This window comes from Nonomuraea sp. NPDC049378, assembly GCF_055586745.1.
Genome location: NZ_JBVJHP010000014.1, coordinates 101,970 through 124,195, shown reverse-complemented (window position 1 = coordinate 124,195; position 22,226 = coordinate 101,970). Strand labels below are relative to the sequence as shown.

Annotated in this window: 20 protein-coding genes; 11 read left to right on the top strand and 9 right to left on the bottom strand. The window is 70.6% G+C overall.

Features of this window, described 5'->3' with window-relative positions; genetic code table 11:
* Positions 1-27: 27 nt before the first annotated feature.
* Together ACZ6SA_RS29285 and ACZ6SA_RS29280 are read right to left on the bottom strand one after the other, a co-directional pair.
* Positions 28-1,212 (bottom strand): hypothetical protein, encoded by a 1,185-nt coding sequence (locus ACZ6SA_RS29285; RefSeq protein WP_347646879.1) that lies wholly within the window; start codon positions 1,210-1,212, stop codon positions 28-30.
* Positions 1,213-1,266: 54 nt separating this feature from the next.
* Positions 1,267-2,061: a class I SAM-dependent methyltransferase gene (locus tag ACZ6SA_RS29280; RefSeq protein WP_443151106.1), complete on the bottom strand. Its 795-nt coding sequence runs from the start codon at positions 2,059-2,061 to the stop codon at positions 1,267-1,269.
* A 69-nt stretch (positions 2,062-2,130) separates the two neighbouring features.
* Here ACZ6SA_RS29280 and ACZ6SA_RS29275 point away from each other — a divergent pair, with 69 nt between their 5' ends.
* Complete coding sequence (locus tag ACZ6SA_RS29275) at positions 2,131-4,794, top strand: CocE/NonD family hydrolase (protein ID WP_347646881.1); 2,664 nt, start codon at positions 2,131-2,133, stop codon at positions 4,792-4,794.
* Positions 4,791-5,636 carry an ABC transporter permease gene (locus ACZ6SA_RS29270; RefSeq protein ID WP_347646882.1) on the top strand — a complete coding sequence of 282 codons (846 nt, stop codon included), beginning with the start codon at positions 4,791-4,793 and terminating at the stop codon, positions 5,634-5,636. Before ACZ6SA_RS29275 ends, ACZ6SA_RS29270 begins: the two co-directional genes overlap by 4 nt.
* A 26-nt stretch (positions 5,637-5,662) precedes the next feature.
* On the opposite strand, the gene glpK is transcribed toward ACZ6SA_RS29270, so the two are convergent.
* The 3 genes from glpK to ACZ6SA_RS29255 form a co-directional block, all read right to left on the bottom strand.
* Positions 5,663-7,180 carry a glycerol kinase GlpK gene (gene glpK, locus ACZ6SA_RS29265; RefSeq protein ID WP_347646883.1) on the bottom strand — a complete coding sequence of 506 codons (1,518 nt, stop codon included), beginning with the start codon at positions 7,178-7,180 and terminating at the stop codon, positions 5,663-5,665.
* A gap of 1 nt (position 7,181) precedes the next feature.
* Positions 7,182-8,009: an MIP/aquaporin family protein gene (locus ACZ6SA_RS29260; RefSeq protein WP_347646884.1), complete on the bottom strand. Its 828-nt coding sequence runs from the start codon at positions 8,007-8,009 to the stop codon at positions 7,182-7,184.
* Between the two features lie 138 nt (positions 8,010-8,147).
* Entirely contained in the window at positions 8,148-8,606 is a 459-nt protein-coding gene (locus ACZ6SA_RS29255) for a GNAT family N-acetyltransferase (protein WP_347646885.1), read from the bottom strand.
* Positions 8,607-8,847: 241 nt separating this feature from the next.
* On the opposite strand from ACZ6SA_RS29255, the gene ACZ6SA_RS29250 reads away from it, so the two are divergent.
* The gene (locus tag ACZ6SA_RS29250) at positions 8,848-10,968 is read left to right on the top strand and encodes an ATP-binding protein (protein WP_347646886.1); all 2,121 of its coding nucleotides are present in this window, start codon (positions 8,848-8,850) and stop codon (positions 10,966-10,968) included.
* 10 nt (positions 10,969-10,978) lie between these two features.
* On the opposite strand, the gene ACZ6SA_RS29245 is transcribed toward ACZ6SA_RS29250, so the two are convergent.
* Positions 10,979-11,878 (bottom strand): terpene synthase family protein, encoded by a 900-nt coding sequence (locus ACZ6SA_RS29245; RefSeq protein ID WP_443151101.1) that lies wholly within the window; start codon positions 11,876-11,878, stop codon positions 10,979-10,981.
* 664 nt (positions 11,879-12,542) lie between these two features.
* On the opposite strand from ACZ6SA_RS29245, the gene ACZ6SA_RS29240 reads away from it, so the two are divergent.
* Together ACZ6SA_RS29240 and ACZ6SA_RS29235 are read left to right on the top strand one after the other, a co-directional pair.
* On the top strand, positions 12,543-13,442 hold the full coding sequence (locus ACZ6SA_RS29240) for a proteasome assembly chaperone family protein (RefSeq protein ID WP_347646888.1): 900 nt from the start codon (positions 12,543-12,545) through the stop codon (positions 13,440-13,442).
* A 28-nt stretch (positions 13,443-13,470) separates the two neighbouring features.
* Entirely contained in the window at positions 13,471-14,511 is a 1,041-nt protein-coding gene (locus tag ACZ6SA_RS29235) for a Gfo/Idh/MocA family oxidoreductase (protein ID WP_347646889.1), read from the top strand.
* A gap of 74 nt (positions 14,512-14,585) precedes the next feature.
* Here ACZ6SA_RS29235 and ACZ6SA_RS29230 read toward each other — a convergent pair whose 3' ends face one another.
* On the bottom strand, positions 14,586-15,368 hold the full coding sequence (locus ACZ6SA_RS29230; RefSeq protein ID WP_347646890.1) for a tyrosine-protein phosphatase: 783 nt from the start codon (positions 15,366-15,368) through the stop codon (positions 14,586-14,588).
* A 168-nt stretch (positions 15,369-15,536) separates the two neighbouring features.
* On the opposite strand from ACZ6SA_RS29230, the gene ACZ6SA_RS29225 reads away from it, so the two are divergent.
* Positions 15,537-16,313, top strand: coding sequence for a hypothetical protein (locus ACZ6SA_RS29225; protein WP_443151099.1), 777 nt, complete (start codon positions 15,537-15,539; stop codon positions 16,311-16,313).
* Positions 16,314-16,409: 96 nt separating this feature from the next.
* Here the strand turns inward: ACZ6SA_RS29225 and ACZ6SA_RS29220 are convergent, their stop codons facing one another.
* Positions 16,410-18,515, bottom strand: a complete 2,106-nt coding sequence (locus ACZ6SA_RS29220; protein WP_465831677.1) for a M6 family metalloprotease domain-containing protein — start codon at positions 18,513-18,515, stop codon at positions 16,410-16,412.
* A 158-nt stretch (positions 18,516-18,673) separates the two neighbouring features.
* Here ACZ6SA_RS29220 and ACZ6SA_RS29215 point away from each other — a divergent pair, with 158 nt between their 5' ends.
* A complete protein-coding gene (locus ACZ6SA_RS29215; protein WP_465831675.1) occupies positions 18,674-19,702 on the top strand; it encodes an amidohydrolase family protein in 1,029 nt (342 codons plus the stop codon).
* Between the two features lie 158 nt (positions 19,703-19,860).
* Here the strand turns inward: ACZ6SA_RS29215 and ACZ6SA_RS29210 are convergent, their stop codons facing one another.
* Positions 19,861-19,986, bottom strand: a complete 126-nt coding sequence (locus ACZ6SA_RS29210; protein WP_443151096.1) for a hypothetical protein — start codon at positions 19,984-19,986, stop codon at positions 19,861-19,863.
* Between the two features lie 41 nt (positions 19,987-20,027).
* On the opposite strand from ACZ6SA_RS29210, the gene ACZ6SA_RS29205 reads away from it, so the two are divergent.
* The 4 genes from ACZ6SA_RS29205 (at position 20,028) to ACZ6SA_RS29190 (ending at position 22,177) form a co-directional block, all read left to right on the top strand.
* A complete protein-coding gene (locus tag ACZ6SA_RS29205) occupies positions 20,028-20,879 on the top strand; it encodes an MFS transporter (RefSeq protein WP_465831673.1) in 852 nt (283 codons plus the stop codon).
* Between the two features lie 102 nt (positions 20,880-20,981).
* Positions 20,982-21,413, top strand: a complete 432-nt coding sequence (locus tag ACZ6SA_RS29200; protein WP_347646895.1) for an Hsp20/alpha crystallin family protein — start codon at positions 20,982-20,984, stop codon at positions 21,411-21,413.
* 53 nt (positions 21,414-21,466) lie between these two features.
* Positions 21,467-21,784: a MerR family transcriptional regulator gene (locus ACZ6SA_RS29195; RefSeq protein WP_347646896.1), complete on the top strand. Its 318-nt coding sequence runs from the start codon at positions 21,467-21,469 to the stop codon at positions 21,782-21,784.
* A gap of 69 nt (positions 21,785-21,853) precedes the next feature.
* On the top strand, positions 21,854-22,177 hold the full coding sequence (locus tag ACZ6SA_RS29190) for a DUF5709 domain-containing protein (RefSeq protein ID WP_347646897.1): 324 nt from the start codon (positions 21,854-21,856) through the stop codon (positions 22,175-22,177).
* Positions 22,178-22,226: the final 49 nt, after the last annotated feature.

Genomic DNA, 22,226 nt, shown 5'->3' with positions numbered 1-22,226 from the left:
CACGGGAACGGGTGGGGCCGGCCGGCGCTACGGGGTGGCGGGCGCGATCACGGGCGCGGTGGCCGTGGCCGGTCGCGGGCGGCGCCTGCCGGCGACCCACTCCACCGCCAGCCAGGCGGCCAGCAGGCCGAGCCCGGCCCAGACGGCCGACGACATGACCGGCGGGGGCGCCCCGAGCAGCCCCTCCTGGCCCTTGAGCAGGTCGTACACGCCGCCCATGACCGCGTTCTGGGCCGTCAGCGCGGCGTACGCGCCGGCCGTCGCACCCGCGGCCCCCAGCAGGGCGCGTACGGCGGGGATCCGTACCAGGAACGCGACGTCCACCAGCAGCCCGGCGGCCACCAGGAAGAACGGCACCGCCGACGGCGGGAACCCGGTGTACGTCAGCAGCGGCCAGATCAGCGTGCGGACCCCCACGTAGGAGGCCGCCACCAGCGTGGCCGCGCCGAACCTGCCGATCAGCATCCTGGCCACCACCAGCACCGCCACGCCGACGACCACCGCGTAGACGGGGTAGAGGAAGTCGGGCACGGGCAGCGCGAACCCGGTCATCATCGTACGGTCGATCGGCCGCCCCATCTGGTCGGCCGCGAACTGCAGCAGGATCGGCTCGGCGTAGACGACGCCGTTGTCCCAGGCGCCGATCGACAGGATGCCGTATTCCTGGTGCTGCTCGGGGAAGTGCACGTTCTCCAGGAAGAACGCGAGGAACGCGCCGAGCACGACCACCCGCTCCCTGCCGGGCGGCGCGCCCATGAACCAGCCCCTGACCACGCCCGCGATCATGAAGAACGTTCCAAGGTAGAGCATGATGTGCGACGGGCTCCACGAGGTGATGTCGAGCCCGTTGACGCGGTGGTTGATCAGGTCGAGCGGGACCGCGACGAGGAAGATCCCGGTGCCCCACTGGATCAGCCGCAGCGCGGCCTTGTCGACGCCGTAGCCGGTGTAGCCGTGGATGACGGTCAGGGCCAGGGCGAGTGCCGTGCCCGCGGAGTTGAGCAGGTGGGGCGGGGCGAGGTCGTCACGCAGCCACTTGAAGTGCCACGAGACGTCCCATGCCGAGCCGAGCAGCTTGAGCGTGAACGCCACCAGCCATCCGAAATAGAGCACCCTGAACAGGTCGTGCGGCGTCTCGCGCCCCGCCTGGCCTCTGGTCCAGTAGGGCAAGGCCCACTCGGCGGCCTTCTTGATCGATGCTGGAGACTTCACGGAAGAGAATCTTACGGTCACCCCTCCAGGACGTCGGCCGGGAGTGGGCGCCGGTCACCCGCCGGCCGAGGCGCGCAGGGAGTACATGAGGGGGAGCTTGGGGGCGCCGCCGGGGACACGGTAGCGGCCGTCGGCGACCTCCAGCGTGGCGAAGCGCTGGAAGAGGGTGAAGTCGTGCTCGTGGAGGAACTCCACCCGCAACCCCGCCGCGCCCACCGCGCTCACGACCTCGCCGAGGCCGTGCAGGAACTGCACGGACGTCTGGTGTTCGAGGGCCTCCCCGCCGGTGTAGGTGTGCGGCTCGACCCAGACCTGCGGCTCGCGGTCGAAGTAGTCGTGCGTGACGGTGGTGCCCGTGGCTTCGTCCAGGATGTCGGGGAAGGGATGGAACTCGGCGAGATAGAGGAAGCCGCCCGGCTTGAGCAGCGCGGCGACCGTCCGCGCCCACCGCGTCAGGTCGGGCAGCCAGACCAGCGCCCCCACACCGGTGTAGACGATGTCGTACGCGGCCCGGCCCAGCGCCTCGGCCGCGTCGTACACGTCGGCCGTGACGAACCTCGCCGGCAGGCCGCACGCGGCGGCGATGGTCTCCGCCTGGGCGACGGCGGCGCCGGAGAAGTCGAGGCCGGTCACCTCCGCCCCGAGCCGGGCCCAGGCGAGGGTGTCGAGGCCGATGTGGCACTGGAGGTGGGCCAGGCGGCGGCCGGACACGTCGCCGACCTCCTCCAGCTCGAACGGCCGCAGCGGGCTCCGGCCCGCGACGAAGCCGTCGACGTCGTAGAAGTCGCTGCCGACATGGATGGGCACGCGGGAGTTCCAGTTGGCCCTGTTGATCTCCAGATAGTCCATGGTGTCAGAGCCTAGGCACGGGCGGCGCGTCTCAGCGATCTCTCAGGTGCGGTCAGTAGGCTCACCGCCATGAAGCGTGTGGCCGCGTCGGCGGCGGCGCTCGCCCTCCTCACCGTGACGACGTGGCTGGTGTGGCCGTCGGGTGCCGAGGTGCGGGGACAGGACCAGACCATCACCGTCGTGGACGGGCCGGCCGGCGATCAGCGGGTCGAGCTCGACACGACGTTCTTCCCGCCGCCGGGCGGAGGGAAGGCGCCTGCCGTGCTGCTCGGCCACGGTTTCGGCGGCAGCAAGCAGAGCGTCAGGGACGAGGCGATCCGCATCGCCCAGGACGGCTACGCCGTGCTGACCTGGTCGGCGCGCGGGTTCGGCCGCTCGACGGGCGAGATCGCGCTCAACTCGCCCGACTACGAGGTCAAGGACGTCAAGCAGCTCATCGACTGGCTGGCCAAGCGTCCCGAGGTCCTGCTCGACGCCTCCGACGACCCGCGCGTGGGCATCGCGGGCGGCTCGTACGGCGGCGCCATCGCGCTGATGACGGCGGCGCATGACCAGCGTGTCGACGCCATCGTCCCGCGGATCACCTGGTCGGACCTGGCCGACGCGCTCTTCCCCAACACGGTTGCCCCGCTCTCCGCGGTCGGCGACGCCGGCCAGAGCTCCGCCGCGGGCAGCCTGCCCGAGGCGGAGAACGGCGTGTTCAAGCGCATGTGGGCGGGCATCTTCTTCGGCCAGGGCGTCTCGCTCGACAGCCTCGCGCTGCGGGGACGGCCCGAGGCCGCCCGGCCGCTCACGCCGCAGCAGGCCAGGTGCGGCAGGTTCCGTCCCGAGATCTGCGCCGTCTACGAAGAGGTCGCCAAGACGGGCAGGCCCACCCAGCAGGCCGTCGACCTGCTGCGCAAGTCGAGCCCGATCACCGTGGCGGGCCAGATCAAGGCGCCGACCCTGCTCATCCAGGGCCAGCGCGACTCGCTGTTCCCGCTCAGCCACGCCGACGCCAACGCCAGGGCCATCGCCGCCGGGGGCACGCCCGTCAGCCTCGCCTGGTTCGACGGCGGGCACGACGGCGGCGACGGCGAGAGCGACTGGGTGTTCGAGCAGTCGTCGGCCTGGTTCGCCCGCTATCTGAAGGGCGAGGGTGACGGGGAGACGGCGCCGCCGGTCAGCGCGTTCACGGTGACCCGCGACGGCGGTCGCGACCCCGGCACCCGCCAGCGCATCCGCCTGCACCCCGAGACCGGCTCCTACCCGGGCCTCGGAGGCACCGCCACCAGCACCGTCGAGTTGGCGGGCCCCGCCCAGAACATCGCCAACCCGCCCGGCGGCGCGCCCGCCTCGATCTCGTCGGTGCCCGGCATCGGCGGCCTGCTCGGCGGCCAGAACAGCCCCGGCGTCGCGATCGACATGCCGGGCCAGAGCGCCGCGTTCGAGTCCCGGCCGCTCACCGCCCCGCTGCAGCTCACCGGCAGCTCGACGGCCACGATCAGGGTGTCGGGCCAGGGCGGGACCGAGGCCACCCTGTTCGCCAAGCTCTACGACGTGGCCGACAGCATGCAGCCGCCCACCCTGCCCGCCGGGCTGGTGGCGCCGATCCGGGTGGCCATCCCCGAGGGCGCGACCAGCGCGGAGGCCACGATCACGCTGCCCGCCGTCGACCACGCCTTCGCCGCCGGCCACCGGCTGCGGCTGGTGCTGACGACGACGGACATGGGGTTCGCGACGCCCGCCGAGCCCGCCACGTACCAGGTCTCGCTCGTCTCCCCCACGCTGACCGTCCCGACGGTCGGCACGCTTGCCGCCGCCCCGGGCGGGGTGGCGTGGTGGGTGTGGGCGATGCCGCTGGCCGCCGTGGTGGTCGCGGCCGCGCTGCTGGTGACCGGCCGCGCCCGGGACCGCCGCCGTACGGGCACCCGCCCCGGCCCCGAACCCGCCGCCCCCCTCACCGCCGACGGGACCGCGGCCGAGGCGCCCGCGCCCGATCCGGCCGTGCCGCTGGAGATCAGCGGGCTGGCCAAGGCCTACAGGAACGGCGAGCTCGCCGTCGACAACCTGTCGTTCCGCGTCGAGCAGGGCCAGGTGCTGGGCCTGCTCGGGCCGAACGGCGCCGGAAAGACGACCACCATGCGGATGATGATGGGCCTCATCCAGCCCGACGGCGGCGAGATCCGCATCTTCGGCGAACGGGTGACGCCGGGCGCCCCCGTGCTGTCCAGGCTCGGGTCGTTCGTCGAAGGGCCGGGATTCCTTCCGCACCTGTCAGGCCGGGACAACATCGAGCTCTACTGGGCCGCCACCGGACGGCCCGTCGCCGACGCCCATTTCGACGAGGCGCTGGAGATCGCCGGCCTCGGCAAGGCCCTCGAACGTGCCGTACGCACCTACTCCCAGGGCATGCGCCAGCGGCTCGCCATCGCCCAGGCCATGCTCGGGCTGCCCGACCTGCTCGTGCTCGACGAGCCCACGAACGGGCTCGACCCGCCCCAGATCCGGGAGATGCGCGAGGTGCTCAAGCGCTACGCGCGCGACGGCCGTACCGTGATCGTCTCGAGCCACCTGCTGGCCGAGGTCGAGCAGACCTGCAGCCACGTCGTGGTCATGCACCGCGGCAAGCTGGTCTCCGCCGGCCCGGTGTCGCTGCTGCTCAGCTCGGCTCCCCGGGCGGCCCGCGCCGGCAACGGGAACGGCACGCGCCTGGAAGACGTGTTCCTCGACCTCATCGGAGACAAGGCATGACCGCCGCGCCTGGCTACGCGCCCCGCCGTACGCTGCCGCTGCGGGTGGAGATCGTCCGGCAGTTCAAGCGGCGCCGCACGATCGCGATGTTCGGGCTGCTGCTGGCGCTGCCGTGGATCCTCGTGATCGCGTTCCAGTTCGGGCCGCAGGGCGGCGACCGTGACCAGTCGCTGCGCATCTCCGACCTGGCGACGGAGAGCGGCCTCAACTTCGCCGCCTTCGCGCTGTCCGTGTCGGCCAGCTTCCTGCTGGTGGTCGCGGTGGCGCTGTTCTGCGGCGACACCGTGGCCAGCGAGGCCAACTGGTCCTCCCTGCGCTACCTGCTGGCCGCGCCGGTGCCCCGCGACCGGCTGCTGCGGCAGAAGCTGATCGTGGCGCTGGGCTACTCGGCGGCGGCCGTGATCTGCCTGCCCGTGATGGCGCTGGTGGCGGGCACGCTGGCGTTCGGCTGGAACGACATCCAGGTGCCCGGCACGGGCGAGACCATCCCGGCGCTCGACGTGTTGCCGCGCTTCGGCATCGTGATCGCGTACGCGCTGGTCAGCCAGCTCGTCGTGGCCGCCCTGGCCTTCCTCGTCTCCACCATGACCGACTCCCCGCTCGGAGCGGTCGGCGGGGCGGTCGGCCTGTGGATCGTCTGCACCATCCTGCAGGCCGTCGAGGCGCTGGGCGTGCTGCGCGAGTTCCTGCCGACGTTCTGGAACAACGCCTGGCTCGACGCGCTCGCGCCCGAGCTCGAATGGAGCGGCATGATCAAGGGCGCCTCGGTGTCGATCACGTACGCGGCGATCCTCATCGCCGTGGCCTTCCGCCGGTTCCGCCGCAAGGACGTCGTCAGCTGAGCGTCAGCCGGTCGCGGGCTCGGGCGTCAGCCGGTCTCCGCCCAGTCGAACGCCTTGGTCACGGCCTTCTTCCAGCCCGCGTACCCCTTCTCGCGCTTCTCCTCGTTCCAGCCGGGCTCCCAGCGGCGGTCCTCCGCCCAGTGGGCGCGCAGCTCGTCGGTGTCCTGCCAGAAGCCCACCGCGAGCCCCGCGGCGTAGGCGGCGCCGAGCGCGGTGGTCTCGGCGACGACCGGCCGGCTGACCGGCACGCCGAGGATGTCCGACTGGAGCTGCATGCACAGGTCGTTGGCCGTGACGCCGCCGTCCACCCGCAGCACGTCGAGGACCACGCCGGAGTCCTGCTGCATGGCCTCCACCACGTCCCTGCTCTGGTAGCAGATGGCCTCCAGCGTGGCGCGGGCGAGGTGGGCGTCGGTGTTGAAGCGCGACATGCCGACGATGGCGCCGCGGGCGTCGGCCCGCCAGTAGGGGGCGAACAGGCCGGAGAAGGCGGGCACGAAGTACATGCCTCCCGAGTCGTCCACCTGCCTGGCCAGGGTCTCGCTCTGCGGCGCGGAGGTGATGATGTGCAGCTGGTCGCGCAGCCACTGCACCGCCGAGCCCGTCACGGCGATCGAGCCTTCGAGCGCGAACACGGCGGGCTGGTCGCCGAACTTGTAGGCGACCGTGGTGAGCAGCCCGCTCTGCGAGCGCACCCGTTCGGTGCCGGTGTTGAGCAGCAGGAAGTTGCCGGTGCCGTAGGTGTTCTTGGCCTCGCCCGGTGAGAAGCAGACCTGCCCGACGGTGGCGGCCTGCTGGTCGCCCAGGATCGCGGCGATCGGCACCTCCCCCGCGGCCGGTCCGAACGGGGTCGTGACGCCGTAGGCGGCGGGATCGGACGACGGCCGGATCTCCGGCAACATCTGGCGCGGGATGCCGAAGAAGGACAGGAGCTCGTCGTCCCAGTCGAGGGTGTCCAGGTCCATGAGCATCGTACGGCTGGCGTTGGTCACGTCGGTGGCGTGCACGCCGCCGTCGACGCCCCCGGTCAGGTTCCACAGGGTCCAGGTGTCGGTGGTGCCGAAGACGGCCTCACCCCGGTCGACCGCCTCGCGGACGCCGTCCACGTTCTCCAGGATCCACTGGATCTTGCCGCCGGAGAAGTACGCGTCCGGGTGCAGCCCCGTCCGGTCGCGGATGACCTGGCCGCGGCCGTCGCGCTCCAGCGCGGCGGCGATCTTGTCGGTGCGCGTGTCCTGCCAGACGATCGCGTTGTGGTAGGGACGGCCGGTGCGCCGGTTCCACACGACCGTGGTCTCGCGCTGGTTCGTGATGCCGATCGCGGCGAGGTCGGTGGGCTGCAGCCCGGCGCGCTGAAGGGTGCTCTGGATGACGGCCGCGGTCCGCGTCCTGATCTCGATGGGGTTGTGCTCGACCCAGCCCGCCCTGGGCAGGATCTGCTCGTGTTCGAGCTGGAACTTGGCGACCTCGCCACCGTCGTGATCGAAGACCATGAAGCGGGTGCTCGTCGTGCCCTGGTCCACCGCGCCGACGAAATCGGGCATGTCATTCTCCTTCGCGTTTGTCAGGGTCCGCCGGTCTGACGATGTCACGATCTTCGGGCCTCGGCAGGAACCTGGAGATGAGCGCCTGGTAGAGCCCCGCGCCGATGAGGCCGCCGATCAGGGGGCCGACGATGGGCACCCAGAAGTAGAGATTGCCGTACTGATCTCGCCACGCGTCGTGGTATCCGGTGAGCCAGCTCGCCAGGCGCGGCCCGAAGTCGCGCGCGGGGTTGATCGCGTAACCGGCGTTGGTGCCGAACGCCATGCCGATCGCGACGACGATCAGGCCGATGACGAAGGGCCCCATGTTGGCGTCGGGCGCCATGTTTCTCGTGTCGATCAGCGCGAAGACGAGGAAGAGCAGGATCGCGGTGCCGATGACCTGGTCGCGGAACCCGCCCCACAAGCCCACCGGCAGGGTGCCGTTGCCCGGCAGGGTCGAGAAGACGATCTGGGTCTTGAGCGTGTGCCCCGGGTCCGCCATCGCCAGGATCTCGGTGAAGTTCCAGCGCACGATCAGTGCGGCGACGAAGGCCCCCACGGTCTGCGCCAGGACGTACGGCAGGACCTTCCACCACGGAAAGCCCTGGAAGGCGGCGAACCCCAGCGTGACCGCGGGGTTGATGTGCGCGCCCGAGGTCCTGGCCGCGGTGTAGACGCCGAGCACCACCCCGAGCCCCCAGGCCCAGGCGATGCTGTCGTGATCGCCGACCTCCGCGGCGACGACCGAGGCGACCACGCCGCAGCCGAACAGAATGAGCACCGCTGTCCCGGCGAACTCGGCGAGCAGCTCGCCGGCCAGCCCTCTGCGGTCGAGACGCCCGGCCACGGCCATCCCCTTCCTCTCGCGTACCCGTTGTGTGCCATTCCCGTAATCAGGCAATGCATACGGGCTGTATATGACACATAACATTAAGTGAGGAACGGGCGGCGGCCTGGACGGACGCGCGGTGGGCGCCGTCTCGGATCAGAGCGTGCGTACGAAGGTGACCAGGCTCGTGCCCGGGCCGTTGTAGCCGGGGACGGGATCGCCGGCCTCGAAGCCCATCCGGCGGTGGAAGGCGATGGAGCGCTCGTTGACCGGCGCGGTGATGGCCCTGACGACGTGCCGGCCGTGGTCGCGGGCGATGCCGAAGAAGCGTTCGTACATCGAGCGGGCGACCCCGCTCTCTCTGGCGCCGGGCGCGACGCCGACGAAGTGGATGTACGCCTCGCCGGGCTGCGACGGCGAGACGAAGCCGATCAGGAACCCCGCCATGTCTCCGGGGCCCTCGGGGCCCTCGGCGATCAGGCTCGTCCCGTGGAAATGGTCGAGGAACAACCTGGGCAACGAGGGCAGGACGGGCCGCCCCCACCAGTCATCGACGACGGCCGCGATGGCGTCGTAGTCGCCGGGGGTCGCGGCGCGCAGCGCGTGTCCTGTCATGTGCTGATCCGGAGGCTAGCCCCAGTGCGGCGGCCTGTTGTCGAGATAGAACGCGTCGGGGTCGTCGGAGCGCCACTCGCCCCAGCCCTCGTCCGTGTCGTCCGCCGTCTGCTCAGGTAGGAAATCTTTCACGCCCAACATGCTACCTAGGCATACAAAGCCTTACCCGACGTGTCCACCGGCTCCAGGACAGGCCGCAGGCACGGCGGTACGATGCCAGTGCAGGTGTCGCCTACCCCCCGTGAGGCTGCCCATGGCCACCCCGACAGGATGGCGGCGAGAAGGCAATCTGCCGGCGGAGCTCACCAGCTTCATCGGCCGCACGCGCCTGCTTGCCAACCTCAAACGGCACCTCGCCGAGTCGCGCCTGGTGACCGTCACGGGCATCGGGGGTGTCGGCAAGTCGCGCACGGTGCTGCGGCTGGCGCACCAGGTGCGCGCCCACTATCCCGACGGAGTGTGGTTCGCCGACCTGGCCAGGCTGCAGGACGCGGGCATGGTCAAGCACACGATCTCCTCCGCCCTCGGCATCGCCGACCAGTCCTCGCGGGCGGAGTCGGAGTCGCTGTCGGAATGGGTGGGCGAGCGCGACATGCTGCTCATCATCGACACGTGCGAGCATCTGGTGCAGGGGTGCGCCGAGCTGGTGCACGAGCTGCTGGAGGCCGCTCCCAACCTGAAGGTGCTGGCCACCAGCCGGCAGTCGCTGCACCTGCCGTACGAGCACGTGGTGCCCGTGCCGCCGCTTCAGGTGCCCGGCGACGACCCGGCCGAGAGCCTGTTCACCAACGAGTCGGTGCAGCTGTTCGCGGTCAGGGCCGGGGCCAGCGTGCCCGACTTCCAGCTCGACGAGGACAACATCGAAGCCGTGGCCGAGCTCTGCCGGCGGCTCGACGGCATCCCGCTGGCCATCGAGCTGGCCGCGGTACGGCTGCGCGCCCTCTCGGTGAAGCAGATCCTCGGCCTGCTGACCGACCGCTTCAGCCTGCTGGCCGGGGCGAGCCGCACGGCCCTGCCCCGCCACCAGACCCTGCGGGCGGCCATCGGCTGGAGCCACGAGCTGTGCGAGCCGGCCGAGCGCCTGCTGTGGGCGCGGCTGTCGGTCTTCGCCGGCGACTTCGAGCTCGACGCGGCCCGGTTCGTCTGCTCCGACGAGCGGCTGCCGTCGGAGGACATCACGGACCTGGTCACCGGGCTGGTCGAGAAGTCGATCCTGCTGATCAGGAGCAACCACGCCGGCGTCCGCTACAAGCTGATCGACACCCTGGCCGAATACGGCGAGGAATGGCTCGACAAACTCGGGCAGGCCGAACAGATGCGGCAACGCCATCTCGACTACTACCTGAGCCTGGCCCAGCGCGGCGAGGACGCCTGGTCAGGGCCACGGCAGATCTACTGGTTCGTCCGCATGCGCCAGGAGCACGACAACGTCAGGGTGGCCCTGGAATACGCGCTCAAGACCCCGGGCAAGGAGCCGCTGGCGCTGGTCCTGCTGTCGTCGTTGTGGTTCATGTGGGTCTGCTGCGGGTTCGCCCGCGAAGGGCGCCTGTATTTGGAGCGGGCGCTCGAGGCCAACCCCAGCCCCAGCAAGGAACGGTGCAAGGCACTCTGGGTGCTCTCGTACGTGCGCAATTCCCAGGGCGACAGCGTCGGCGGACAGTCGGCCGCGGAGACGTGCAGCACCGAGGCCATCCGGGTGGGCGACTCCAGAGCGGTGATCCTGGCCTCCAAGATGCAGGGCACCGCGGCGATGCTCCAGGGCGACATGCCGAAAGCCAGCGCGCTCCTGGGCGTGGCGATCGAGTTCAACACCGACAACAAGGAGCTCAACCCGGGCCTGCTGCCCGCCATCGTCGAGTTGTCCATCGTCCTGACCGCGCAGGGCGAGTTCTACGAGGCCGAGTCCCTGCTGCAGGACTGCCTGCAGGTCTGCAAGGAGCGCGGGGAGCTCTGGGTGAGCTCTCATGCGCAGTGGGCGCTGGCGGGCGCCAGGCTCGCCAGCAACCGCCCTCAGGAGGCCCTGCACAATGTGAGAGAAGGGCTGCGCATCAAGCTGCACTTCCACGACACCCTCGGCACTCTGCTGGCTCTGGAGTCATCGGCGCGGATCTTCGTGGCCCTCGACCGGTTGCCGCTGGCCGCACACCTGCTGGGTGCGCTGCAGCAGAACTGGAGGGCGGCCGGACTGCCGCAGTTGGGCGCACCGTTCTTGTCCGCTGACCACAACGCGTGCGTCAGGGAGTGCTCACGCCGTATGGGTGAGCTCGCCTACAAGAACGCCTTCGAAGAGGGCGCCCGACTCGACCTCGATGAGGCAGCATCAATGGCGCTGGGCGAGTTGGTCGCCCTCGATGAAGGCTGACATCGTTGGCTCAGACGGCCTGCGGCCAGCGGGTGTCGTCTGGCCAGGCGTTCACGAACCGTGCGCTGCCGAACGAGAACTCGATGTGGCCGCGGACCCAGTGTTCGAGACCGCGCACGTAGTCGAGCACTGGCCGCGGAGCCCACCTCTCCAGCGCCATCCGCCGGTCGACGAACGCCGCGACGGCCTCGTCGTGCATCCGGGCGACCTCCAGCAGCGCGTCCTGAAGGTGGAGCGACTTGTGGGCGGCCAGGACGGTCACGAGGTTGTGCCGCGCCTTGTCGGCGCGGTGTTCCTTGGCATAGGACAGCAGGTCGTTGTCCCAGCCGACGAGGTCGCAGGCCAAGTCCGAGAGCGCGCGCACGTCGGGGTGGTACCAGTCCTCGGTCTCGATCCGATAGCCGCCCCCGATGTCGATGAGCGCGAAGCAGGTGTACGTGGCACCGGTGGTACGGCGCATCAGGAGGTAATCCGCGGGGGTCGGGATCAGATCGGCTTCGCGGTTCGCAGCCTCCCAGATCTGGGCGAACAGGTATTCCTTCACCGCGCTCCGCCACCGTTCCACCTGTTCCGGAGTGGCCATGGCGGAGATCCGGTCCAGGAGTTCTCTGAGGGCGAGGCCGAACGGCTCGCCGGGCTCCGGCGTACGGTCCTCGTCGAGGCTCTCCAAGAGCGACGGCAGCGCACGGGCTACGGCTGCGGCCCGATGCCCCGTGAGCTCGCTCTCGCAGAACCCGTCGTCGAAGGCCCAGAGCCAGAAGTACCAGTCGGTGACCAACCGGAGACTCTCGCGCGGCACCGTGGGGTTGGTCCGCGCGGGGAGAAGGCCGAGTTCGGAGCGTCTGAAGTGCTCGGCGGTCTCGGCGTTGGGGAGCATGTTGGAGGCGACCACCCATGCATGGCTCTCCAAGCCGATCTCCGCCACATGCACGTTGATCTCACTGGGGAACGGACATGGCAACGGGGGGATGTGGAGGGGTCGCCTGCTGGAGGAATGCGCAGAAGTATCCACGCCATCCAGCATGACGATGGACTACTGAAAAGGCCACAGTTAGTAACGTTCGGACCTTTTCTGCATATTTCATGCTATGTCCCGCTTTGCTAAAACCAGCGAAGACCCTGTTCATTCGCGAAGGTCCATGCGGTGTCCAGCGCGCGGGGTTGACCAGCATGCGGATCGGCGCCCGTGTCGCGGAGCGCTCTGACCACGGCCGATTCCTTCATCTCATCCGGCGCCCGCGAGCGGTGTCCGGCCGCGATCATTGGTGTGGTCGCTGTCGACGCCTCTTCTGACGAGCATCGCGACGGTCTGGGCGTGACCGTAATAAGCCGTCGGCATCAGGAAAGTGTCACCTTTGCCGTTGGTCAGGTCGACCGGTGCCCCAGCCTCTACGTTCGCGCGCGGGGGCTCCGTGTCGCACGCCCTGGCCAGGTCGAACAGCTTCGTGGCGGACGCCTGGACCTTCGGTTCCCCGTCCGTGCATGCCTTTCTGCCTCGATAGGGTGCCGTGCGCGGAATCGTTCTGTCCCGCCGTAGGTTCTGGAGAGAGTACCTAGGGAAAGGCTGTCCAACCGTGTTCGACCCGAAGGATCTCTACAAGCTCGCAGACGACGCGCCCGAGCTGCCCGATCCGGTGTTGCTGTACCACTTCGACGGTTTCGTCGACGCTGGCGGTGCCGGACGTCTCGCGCTGGGCCACCTGCTGGCCGAGCTGGAGCACCGGGTCGTGGCGACGTTCGACGTCGACCGTCTGCTCGACTACCGGTCGCGGCGGCCCATCATGACCTTCGACACCGACCGCTGGGTCGAGTGCGAGAACCCCGAGCTGGCCGTTCATGCGGCGAAAGACTCGACGGGGACGCAGTTCCTGGTGATGAGCGGGCCTGAGCCCGACAGGGAGTGGGAGCTCTTCACCAAGGCGGTGGGGGACCTGGTGGCGCGGCTGAAGGTGAGCAAGCTGGTGACCATGCACGGCATCCCGATGGCGGTTCCGCACACACGCCCGCTGGGCGTCACGATGCATGCCAGCCGCCCCGAGCTGATCAACGCGCAGACGAGCGCGTTCGGGCGCGTCCAGGTGCCCGGCAGCGTCGCCGCGCTGCTGGAGCTGCGGCTGGGCGCGCAGGGCAACGACGCGCTGGGGTACGCGGTGCACGTGCCGCACTATCTGGCGCAGGCCGAATATCCGACCGCCGCCGTCGCCGCGCTGGAAGCCGTGACGAAGGGGACGGGGCTGGTGTTCCCGACGGAGTCGCTGCGCGAGGCGGCCCGCCGTACGAACACCGAGATCGAGGAGCAGATCCAGGCCTCGGCCGAGCTGTCCACCGCCATCAAGGGCCTGGAGCAGCAGTACGACGCGTTCTCGGAGGGCACCGAGCGGGAGAACCTCATGGCCGAGACGACGCCCATGCCCACGGGTGACGAGCTCGCCGCCCAGTTCGAGCGTTTCCTGGCCGAGCGCGACGACGAGTGACCCGCGCCCGCGGCGATACGGTGGGACGATGAGCGACATCCAGGTCGGGCTGGTCGGCTACGGCCCCGCCGGGGCCTTCTTCCACGCCCCGCTGATCCACGCCACCCCCGGCCTGGCACTGGCGGCCGTCGTCACGCGAAACCCCGGCCGGCAGGCGGAGGTGGCCGCGAAGTACGGCGCGACGGGCGTGAACGACGTGGACGCGTTGTGGGAGCGGTGCGATCTGGTGGTGGTCGCCTCCCCCAACAGGACCCACGTGTCCGCGGCAACCGCCGCGCTCGCCCACGGCCTGCCCGTCGTCGTCGACAAGCCGCTGGCCAGGACCGCCGAGGAAGGGCGGGAGCTGGTGCGCCTGGCCAGGGAGCGCGGCCTCATGCTGACCGTGTTCCACAACCGCCGCTGGGACGGCGACTACCGCACCGTGCGCCGGCTGGCCGGCGAGGGACGGCTGGGCGAGGTGCTGCGGTTCGAGTCGAGGTTCGAGCGGTGGCGGCCGGAGCCCAAGGGCGGCTGGCGGGAGTCCGGCGGGCCCGGCGAGGTGGGCGGCCTCCTCTACGACCTGGGCAGCCACCTCGTCGACCAGGCCCTGCAACTGCTCGGCCCGGCCACGCAGGTCTACTGCGAGAGCGACGTCCGGCGCGCCGGGGTGGCCGCCGACGACGACACGTTCGTGGCGCTGGCGCATGCCGGAGGGGCCCGCTCGCACCTCTGGATGAGCTCGATGGCCGCCATGTCGGGGCCCCGGTTCCGGGTGCTGGGTTCGGCGGGCGCCTTCGTCAAGTACGGGATGGACGTCCAGGAGGAGCGGCTGCGGGCCGGCGCCGCGCCCGGCACGCCCGGATTCGGGGACGACGAGGAGTCACGCTGGGGCCGGCTCGGCACCGAGCACGACCGCCGCACCGTGCTGACCGAGCCGGGCGCCTACCTCGACTTCTACCGAGGTGTGGAGGCGGCGCTGCGCGAGGGCGCGGCGCCGCCCGTCGATCCGGAGAGCGCGGTCGACGCGCTGGCCGTCATCGAGGCGGCCCGCCTGTCGGCCACGCGGGGGATCGTCGTCCACCTGAGCTGACGGCCGGGGTACGTCGTCCCCTGGGCCGGCGGGCGCAGGGGATCGTCCATCTGTGCCTGCGGCGGCCGGCGCCGTCAGTCGCGCAGGCGGGAGCGCATGGCCTCGGTGTCGGCGCCGGTCCAGCCGTGCCCGGCCAGCCACTCGAGCGGCCCGCCGAAACGGTCGTCGAGCACGCCGAGGAACTGCTCGATGTACCCGGCCCGCGGCATGTGGTCGTCGGCGGGGCGCGAGTCGAGGTCGCCACGGTAGGTGTCGCTGCCCCGCAGCCGCTTGAGTATGAGCTCAAGCCGCTCCCCCGTGGCCACGTAGTCCTCGACGATCGCCTCCCTGGTCGCCCCGGCCACCTCCAGGGCGAGCGCCGACAGCACGCCGGTGCGGTCCTTGCCCGCCGCGCAGTGCACCAGCGACGCGCCGTCGTCGAGCGCCATCGCGCGCAGCGCGTCGACCACGGCGTCCGGCCGGTCGCGCAGGTAGCCGAAGTAGAAGCCGGTCACCCGCAACTCCTCGTCCAGGCCGCGCTCCGCCCACGGCAGCACCCGCTCCCCGTCGATGGCGTCGGCCTCGACGTCGGTGTGCCGGCCTCCCTCGGCGAACAGGGTCAGATGGTGGTGCCGCACCTCGCGCACCCGCGTCAGCGGCCCGGGGCCCTCCAGCGAAACCTCCGCGTTCGAGCGGAGATCGACCACGTGCCGCAGGCCCAGCTCGCCCACGAGCAGCGTCACGTCGCCGGGCGTGAGCCCCTGCAGGTTGTCGGCACGGAAGATTCGCCCGCGGCGGGTGCGCCCGCCGTCGCGGGTGGGCAGTCCGCCCAGGTCACGCGCGTTGACCGCGCCTTCCAGGTCTATCCACCTCGTCATCTCGTCCATTATCGCGACCCTATATGTCCACCATGGTGAGCAGAATCGCCGTTCATAACGCAGCATGAACATATGGATCCACGAGCTCTGCCTCCACGGCTGGTGATCGATCCAACGCTGCCCCCGGCGATCTCGAGCGAGCTGCGGTCGAGCCCGCACCTTCTCCGGATGGCTCGATCCGGCCGGCAGCTGGACACCACGCGCCATCCCGCCCTGATCTTCCTGCTGCCCGGCCTCCTGCTGCTGCTCTCCCTGCTGACCAGGTCTCCGTTGTTGTTCCTGGCAGGCTCCGGCGTGGGGATGATCGTGTTGTTCCGCTGGATGGCGCAGGACACCTCCAACAGGTCGGCGCGGCGGAAGCTCCGTGTCGCCCAGAGCCACGCCGACCACTACGTCCTGCCGGAGGACCTCGACTATCCGTGCCAGATGCTGCTGCGCAGGGCGCAGCACGCCGCCGAGTCCGTCCTCAACTCGCGGGTCCACGCGGCGGGCCTGATCGACACGGTCGACAACCAGGTGTCGCTTCCGGAGGAGGTCTGGCAGATCGCGCACCGGCTGCGGCGGCTGTCGTCCATGCACGCCGAGCAGGGCAGGATCATCCCCCGCGAGCTGCCGTCGGGCATGGAGGACGCGTTCAAGCCCTACACCAAGGCGCTCGACGCCGCGTGGACGTCGCTGTCACGGCGCGTACGCCACCTGGAGAAGTACGCCAAGCAGGTGCGCAAGGCCGACAAGGCCTACTCCGCCCATCGGCGGCTGGAGGCCCTGGCCGCCAGGACCCACGAATACCAGGCGCTGATCGCCGACACCGTGCGCGACGAGATGGCGCACGAACGCATCAGGGAGCTGACCGACCATGCGGCGCACGTGCGCAAGATGTTCGAGGAGAGCATCCTGCAGGCGAGGCAGGCGGCCGGCGAGCTGATCAGGAGCCCGCTCGCCTGAGCCCGGGCCGGGGCGGGCTGTGCGGGTTCGAGCGGGCTCCCTCGCGGGTGCTTCAGGCCGATGGGGTACGGCGTCCGGCCGTACCCCATCGTGGTTCTAGAGGCCGATCACGTGGCAGGTGGCCGTCACCGTCTTGCCGGGATCGCTCTCCGAGGTGGCGGTGAGCTTGACCTTGGCCAGCCGGGCGCCGCCGGAGTCGCGCGCCGCGTTCACGGTGACGAGCTCGTGCTTGCCGAACCCGACGGAGGCCAGGGCGTTCGGCAGCTGGACGGTCCAGCCCTTGCCCTGCACCTCGGCCTTGAGCCGGTAGACGTCGGCGTTCAGGTAGGCGCTGACGTCCTCGGGGTGCTGTCCCTGCGCCGGGGCGGCCCTGCCGGTGTTGAACAGCGGGAACGTGCAGGTGGACAGGTTCCTGCCGCTGGGCACGCCGGCCGCGGGCAGCACCTTGACGCCGCGCCGCTGCGGCCCCGGGCCGTCGAGCGAGCGGATCGCGACCGTGTACGACAGGGTGCCGTCGCGGCCGCGCTTGCGGTCGGTGACGTAGAAGTGCAGGCGGTTGGCCTCGTCGACGTACTCGTACTCGCTGCCGGAGTCGGTGCCGGCGTGGAAGAGGGCGTCGGAGAGCTGGCGGTAGTCGCCGATCGTGATGGGCACCTTGGTCCCGTCGGGCATGACGTAGTCGGTCATGCCGATGTCCTGCGGGTTGGCGTCGATCACCCACTCGAACGGCGCCCGGTCCTCGTTCTTGGTCTTGGCCAGCAGAACGCCGGAGTCGGGGGTGAACGAGTCGGAGCCCATGCGGTCCACGACCTCGACCGTGTAGTTCTGGTAGCCGCCGCCGTCGCAGAGCGGGTCGGTGCGCGGGTCGCAGGCCGGGCTCTTGTCGCCGGTGTCGAAGGAGAGGTTGACGCCCGACAGCTCCTTCTTGCCCGGCTGGACCGCGCGCGCCAGGATCTCGACGGTGACCAGGCCTGACTCGTCGAGCGCCTCGCGTGACAGGCGCAGCACGTTCCGCTCGTCGACCATTTCCAGCTTGATCTTGTTGCGGAGCATGTGCTGGGCGCCCATGGACGCGCCGGCGGTCGGCGGGATGAGCCAGCGGGAGTGCGGGCCGCCGGGCCCGTTGAAGCTGCCGCGGCTGAGCATCTCCCACACGCCTGTGTACGCCCTGCGCGGCGGCACGCCGTACGGGTTGTTGTAGTTGTCGGCGATGCCCATGATGTGGCTGAGCTCGTGGGCGTAGACGGCCATGCCGGAGCTCTCGGCCTGCACCGAGTCGATGCCGAAGCGGGCGTTGGGCCAGAAGGTGGAGCCGGCCTGCCACGAGGTCCAGTCGACGTAGCGGGTGTCGACCCAGTTGGGCAGCGCGGCGTCCGGCGGACCCCACTCGTCGGGCACGTCCTCCTTTGTCGGGAATTTCATCATCCCGAATTCCTGCCAGGTGGACGACTCGTCCTGGCCGGCGCTCAGGTAGAAGACGAAGTCGAACTGCTCGGCCACCTCCTGGCCGACGTCGGCGAGCCAGGCGGCGTTGCCCTCGGTGCGCAGGTTCCTGTCGCACGAGTCGCCGGCGGGGCACCCGTTGCCGCCCTGGAACTCCATGGCGTACTCGTGGTCCTTGCCCGCCATCATGTAGGGCCCGAACCCGGTGAGCTCCACGCCGTACCTGCCGCCCGAGTCCTCCATCCAGTACTCGTGGATGGTGTGTCCCCTGTTGAGCTTGTTGGGGGTGTTGAGGAAGTCCCGGTAGAACGTGGCCACCTCGTCACGGGGGACGTCGTGGGCCTCGGCGCTCGGGTTCCCGAAGCTCGTCGAGCCTTGGGGCTGCGTCGCCACGAACGGCTGGTTGGGGTAGTCGAGCAGCACGAGCGCGCCCTTGAAGGTGCGCTTCGACCCCCTGACGGAGGGGTCGGCCCAGTTGGTGCCGGGCGGCTTCTTGTAGTCCGCCCACGTCATGTGGTCGGGGTTCTTCCAGTTCTGCGGGTCGATGGGCTTGAGGCCGCCGGGGAGGCGGGTGCGCAGGGCCTGGGCGTCGTCGGGTGCGTCGACCTGCCAGGGCTGCGTCTGCGGCCAGTGGTCCTGCCGCCAGGGATGCTCGGGATCGGTGGGGGGCGCTGCGGAAGCAGGGGTCGCCATGAGGCTCACCGGGATCATCACGATGACCGCGGGTAAACCCTTCAGCAGCTTCTTCAGGGCGTTCACGGATTGACGGTATAGAGGTAATTGTCGGAGATCAACGATCAGACGGCGGGAAGCAGGACAACTTCGCCGGCTTAGCGATTCGCCCGGTTCGTCCCGATTGCGGGCATATCCTGCCTTCACGTTTAATGCCTAGAGGGGAAGTCTCGACGGGAGTCCTGATGCCGTCTGCGAAGCTTGCCGGTCCAGCTCCGGGCAGGCGCCCGCCCGGGCCCGTCATCCTCCATTCCGCCCCGCTCGTCGTGCCCGTCTGCACCGTCCCCATCCGCGGCGGCGCCGTGGCGATCGGGGGCGAGCGGGTGCTCGCGGTCGGCCCGCGAGCGGAACTGCTCCCCGCGTACCCCTCCGCGCAGGAGCTCCGGTGGCCGGGGATGATCGTGGCGGGGCTGGTCGACGCGTGTTCCGCCGCACCGGCGCCCGCCCCGGGGGTGACCGCGCGGGGTGACGTGCTCTCCGACCTGGCCGACGGTCCGGCTCTCCCCGGCATCTCGTACGTCGAGGTGACCAGCGCCGGCGAGGAGGAGTGGGAGGAACACGACCGGGACGCGGTCATCACCGCCATCCGCGAGGCGGAGCGGCCCCGCGTGGTGGGGATCGCCGCCCACGCGCGCGACCCGCACGTGCTGGAGGACGTGGCCGTGCTGGCCAGGACGTTCGGGCTGCGGCTGATGGTCCGCCTGGACCGCCACTCCCCCGTGGAGCTGGATGAGACCGGGGTGCTCGGCCCGCTGTGCCACGTCGCGAGCGGCAGGTCGCTGGACCCGGGCGAGCGCAAGCTGCTGCGGCTGCGCAGGACCGCCGTGGCGCTCTGCCCGCCTGAGCCGTCACAGGCGCAGGACGCGCTGGCCCTGCTGGACGAGGGCAACACCGTCGCCTTCGGCAGCCGCGGCCCGGCCGGCACGTCACCGACCGGCCCGCTGGGGCTGGCCGGGGCGATCAGGCGCCGCGCGCGGGAGCTGAGGCTGCGGCCCAGGGAACTCGACCGCCGGCTGGTCGAGGCCGCCACGCTGGGCGGCGCCAGAGCGCTGGGCATGGACCGCGGCAGGGGCAGGATCGGGTCGCTGGCCGCCGGCGCCCGTGCCGACTTCGCCGTCTTCGACGCCCGCGGACGTTATCCGTACGCGGCACTGCTCTCCCAGCCGCCCTGCCTCGCCACCGTCGTCGGCGGCGTGCTCACCCGCGAGAGCTGACGCGCTGCCACCGCCTCACCCCCGTGTCCTGCCTCACATTCCGGGCTGATCGGAATCCGCTTCCTCGAGAGTCGTGTTTGATCCCCCGGTGCATCGTCAAGGCAAGGATCGGTTGTGTCTCCCTCCTCCCCCACGTTCAGGGCTCTGCGTCATCACAACTACCGGCTCTGGGCGGGAGCCGACATCGTCTCCGTGACCGGCACGTGGATGCAGGTGCTCGGCGTCAACTGGCTCGTCCTCACGCTGACGGGCTCGGCGACGAGCGTCGGGCTGAGCCTCGTCATGCAGGCGCTGCCGACCCTGCTGCAGCCGTTTCGGCGCCCAGGTGGTGCCGCCGGCCGACCTGCCGAACGCGATGGCGCTCGGCTCGATCCTCAGCTCCGCCGGCCGCATCCTGGGCATGAGCCTGGCGGGCGCGCTGCTCCCGTTCACCGGCAACGGCGGGCTCTTCGTGATCAATGCGGCCAGCTTCTTCGTGGTGATCGCGGCGGTGGCGGCCATGCGCCGCGCGGAGCTGCACCCGCTGGCCACCGCCGAGCGGCAGCCCGGCGCCGTACGCGACGGCCTGCGGTACGTGCTGCGCACGCCGTGGTTGCTCGTGGTGCTGGCGCTCTGGTTCGTCTCGGGCAGCGTCGGCCGTAACTTCCAGGTCACCATGGCCGCCATGAGCGCCGGCCCTCTGGACGCGGGTGCCGGCGGCTACGGGCTGCTGTCCACCGTGTTCGCCGTCGGAACGGTGCTCGGCGGGTTCGTGGCCGCCTCCCGGCCTCACCTGACGATCCGGCTGCTGCTGCTCACGGCGTTCGTGACCGGGGTCGCCCAGGCGGTGAGCGGGCTGATGCCGGGGTTGTGGACGTTCGCGGCCCTGATGTTGCCGATCGCGGCGGGAGCGGTGACCGTCGACACCACCGTCTCGGCACGGGCGCAGCTCGACAGCCCGGAGCCGATGCGCGGCCGGATCATCGCGGCGCTGTCCATCGTCAGCGCCGGGGCGGGCGCGCTCGGCGGGCCGCTGCTGGGCTGGCTCAGCGACGCCATGGGACCCAGGGCCGCCCTGGAGATCGGCGGGGTGGCCTGCGTGGCGGCGGCCCTGCTCGCGGCGGTGGTGCTGGCCCGGCTGTCAGGCAGGACGATCAGGCAGGCCGCCAAGCTGAGGCCACGTCTGGGGAACGCCTGACCGTCCACGGAAACACCACTTGCCTGTAGCCGTTGATGGAGCTAACCTGTAAATGCACTTGGAGGTTAGCTCCATCAGGAGAAGCAGCAAGGAGGTTAGAAAATGCTCTTGACCTCAATTGACCCGTTCATCCAGGAGTTCGAGCGGCAGTTCAGCCGCCTGGCACGCCAGACCTTCGACAACGGCAGCGCCGTGATGCCCATGGACGGGCTGCGCCGCGACGACGACGTGCTGCTCCGCTTCGACCTCCCCGGCATCGACCCCGACTCCATCGAGGTCACGGTCGACCGCGGCGTGCTGAGCGTGAGCGCCCGCCGCGAGGAGGAGGTCGCGGACAACGAGCGGCTGTTCGTCCGCGAGCGCCCGATGGGTGCCTTCACCCGCCGGGTCTACCTGTCCGAGCACCTCGACAGCGAGCAGATCGACGCGGGTTACGCCAACGGCGTGCTCACCGTCCGCATCCCGGTGCTCGAGCGGGCCCGGCCGCGCAAGGTGGAGATCCGGCGAGGCGAGACCAGGGCCATCAAGGCCTGACGCGCGGTCCGGGGGCGGGCTCCCCGGCCCGCTCCCGGATCACGAGGAGAGCCATGACGCCAGAACTCCCCCTTGACGACGAACACGCGCCTCTCTACTCCCTCGGCCAGGTGGCGGAGATGCTGCAGGTCCAGCACGCCTTCCTGCGGCGGCTCGACCAGCACGACGTCATCAGCCCGAGCCGTTCGAACGGCGGGCAGCGGCGCTATTCCCGCCGCGACATCCTCATCGTCCGGCACGTCACCCGCATGACGGAAGAAGGCATGACGCTCATCGCCATCCGCCGGATCCTGCAGCTCGAACGCGAGCTCGCCGACGTGCGCAGGGAGCTCGACGAGGCCCGCGCCCGGCTGGACGGCGAGCGGCAGTGACCCGGTGATCCGCCCTCCCGCCGGTCCGGCAAGGAGGATTCCGGACCGCTCGCTGGGTAGGGGGCCGGTATGACCGAACAACCTCCGGACCGATACGGCTACGCCGATGAGCAGGAGATCGAGGTCGCAGAGTGGACCGACGACCTCGGCCTCCACCACGAGGTCGCCGAGGACGACCCCCGGCACCGGGACACACTCGACGAGCGGCTGCGGCGGGAGGCGCCGTCCCGGCTCCACGAGTCCCGGCCCAAGCACCGGCTGACCCAGCCGGACGAGGGGCTCGAACCCGACACGGACGACGAGGAACTCGGTGTGGACCAGGGCGGCGACACGGATGACCTCTCGGCGGAGGAGCGGGCCGTACGCATCGACCCCGACGAGAACCTCACGTGAAGGGCGCCGGCGGCGTCGGGAGAAAAGCCGCCGCACGTCCGCCCGACCT

Excerpts from the sequence above, each read along its gene's own strand:
- ACZ6SA_RS29280 (WP_443151106.1), bottom strand. The coding sequence starts at position 2,061 with ATGGACTATCTGGAGATCAACAGGGCCAACTGGAACTCCCGCGTGCCC.
- ACZ6SA_RS29275 (WP_347646881.1), top strand. The coding sequence starts at position 2,131 with ATGAAGCGTGTGGCCGCGTCGGCGGCGGCGCTCGCCCTCCTCACCGTG.
- ACZ6SA_RS29270 (WP_347646882.1), top strand. The coding sequence starts at position 4,791 with ATGACCGCCGCGCCTGGCTACGCGCCCCGCCGTACGCTGCCGCTGCGG.
- glpK (WP_347646883.1), bottom strand. The coding sequence starts at position 7,180 with ATGCCCGATTTCGTCGGCGCGGTGGACCAGGGCACGACGAGCACCCGC.
- ACZ6SA_RS29255 (WP_347646885.1), bottom strand. The coding sequence starts at position 8,606 with ATGACAGGACACGCGCTGCGCGCCGCGACCCCCGGCGACTACGACGCC.
- ACZ6SA_RS29235 (WP_347646889.1), top strand. The coding sequence starts at position 13,471 with ATGAGCGACATCCAGGTCGGGCTGGTCGGCTACGGCCCCGCCGGGGCC.
- ACZ6SA_RS29230 (WP_347646890.1), bottom strand. The coding sequence starts at position 15,368 with ATGACGAGGTGGATAGACCTGGAAGGCGCGGTCAACGCGCGTGACCTG.
- ACZ6SA_RS29225 (WP_443151099.1), top strand. The coding sequence starts at position 15,537 with ATGGCTCGATCCGGCCGGCAGCTGGACACCACGCGCCATCCCGCCCTG.
- ACZ6SA_RS29215 (WP_465831675.1), top strand. The coding sequence starts at position 18,674 with ATGCCGTCTGCGAAGCTTGCCGGTCCAGCTCCGGGCAGGCGCCCGCCC.
- ACZ6SA_RS29210 (WP_443151096.1), bottom strand. The coding sequence starts at position 19,986 with ATGACGAGGCTCAGCCCGACGCTCGTCGCCGAGCCCGTCAGCGTGAGG.
- ACZ6SA_RS29200 (WP_347646895.1), top strand. The coding sequence starts at position 20,982 with ATGCTCTTGACCTCAATTGACCCGTTCATCCAGGAGTTCGAGCGGCAG.
- ACZ6SA_RS29195 (WP_347646896.1), top strand. The coding sequence starts at position 21,467 with ATGACGCCAGAACTCCCCCTTGACGACGAACACGCGCCTCTCTACTCC.
- ACZ6SA_RS29190 (WP_347646897.1), top strand. The coding sequence starts at position 21,854 with ATGACCGAACAACCTCCGGACCGATACGGCTACGCCGATGAGCAGGAG.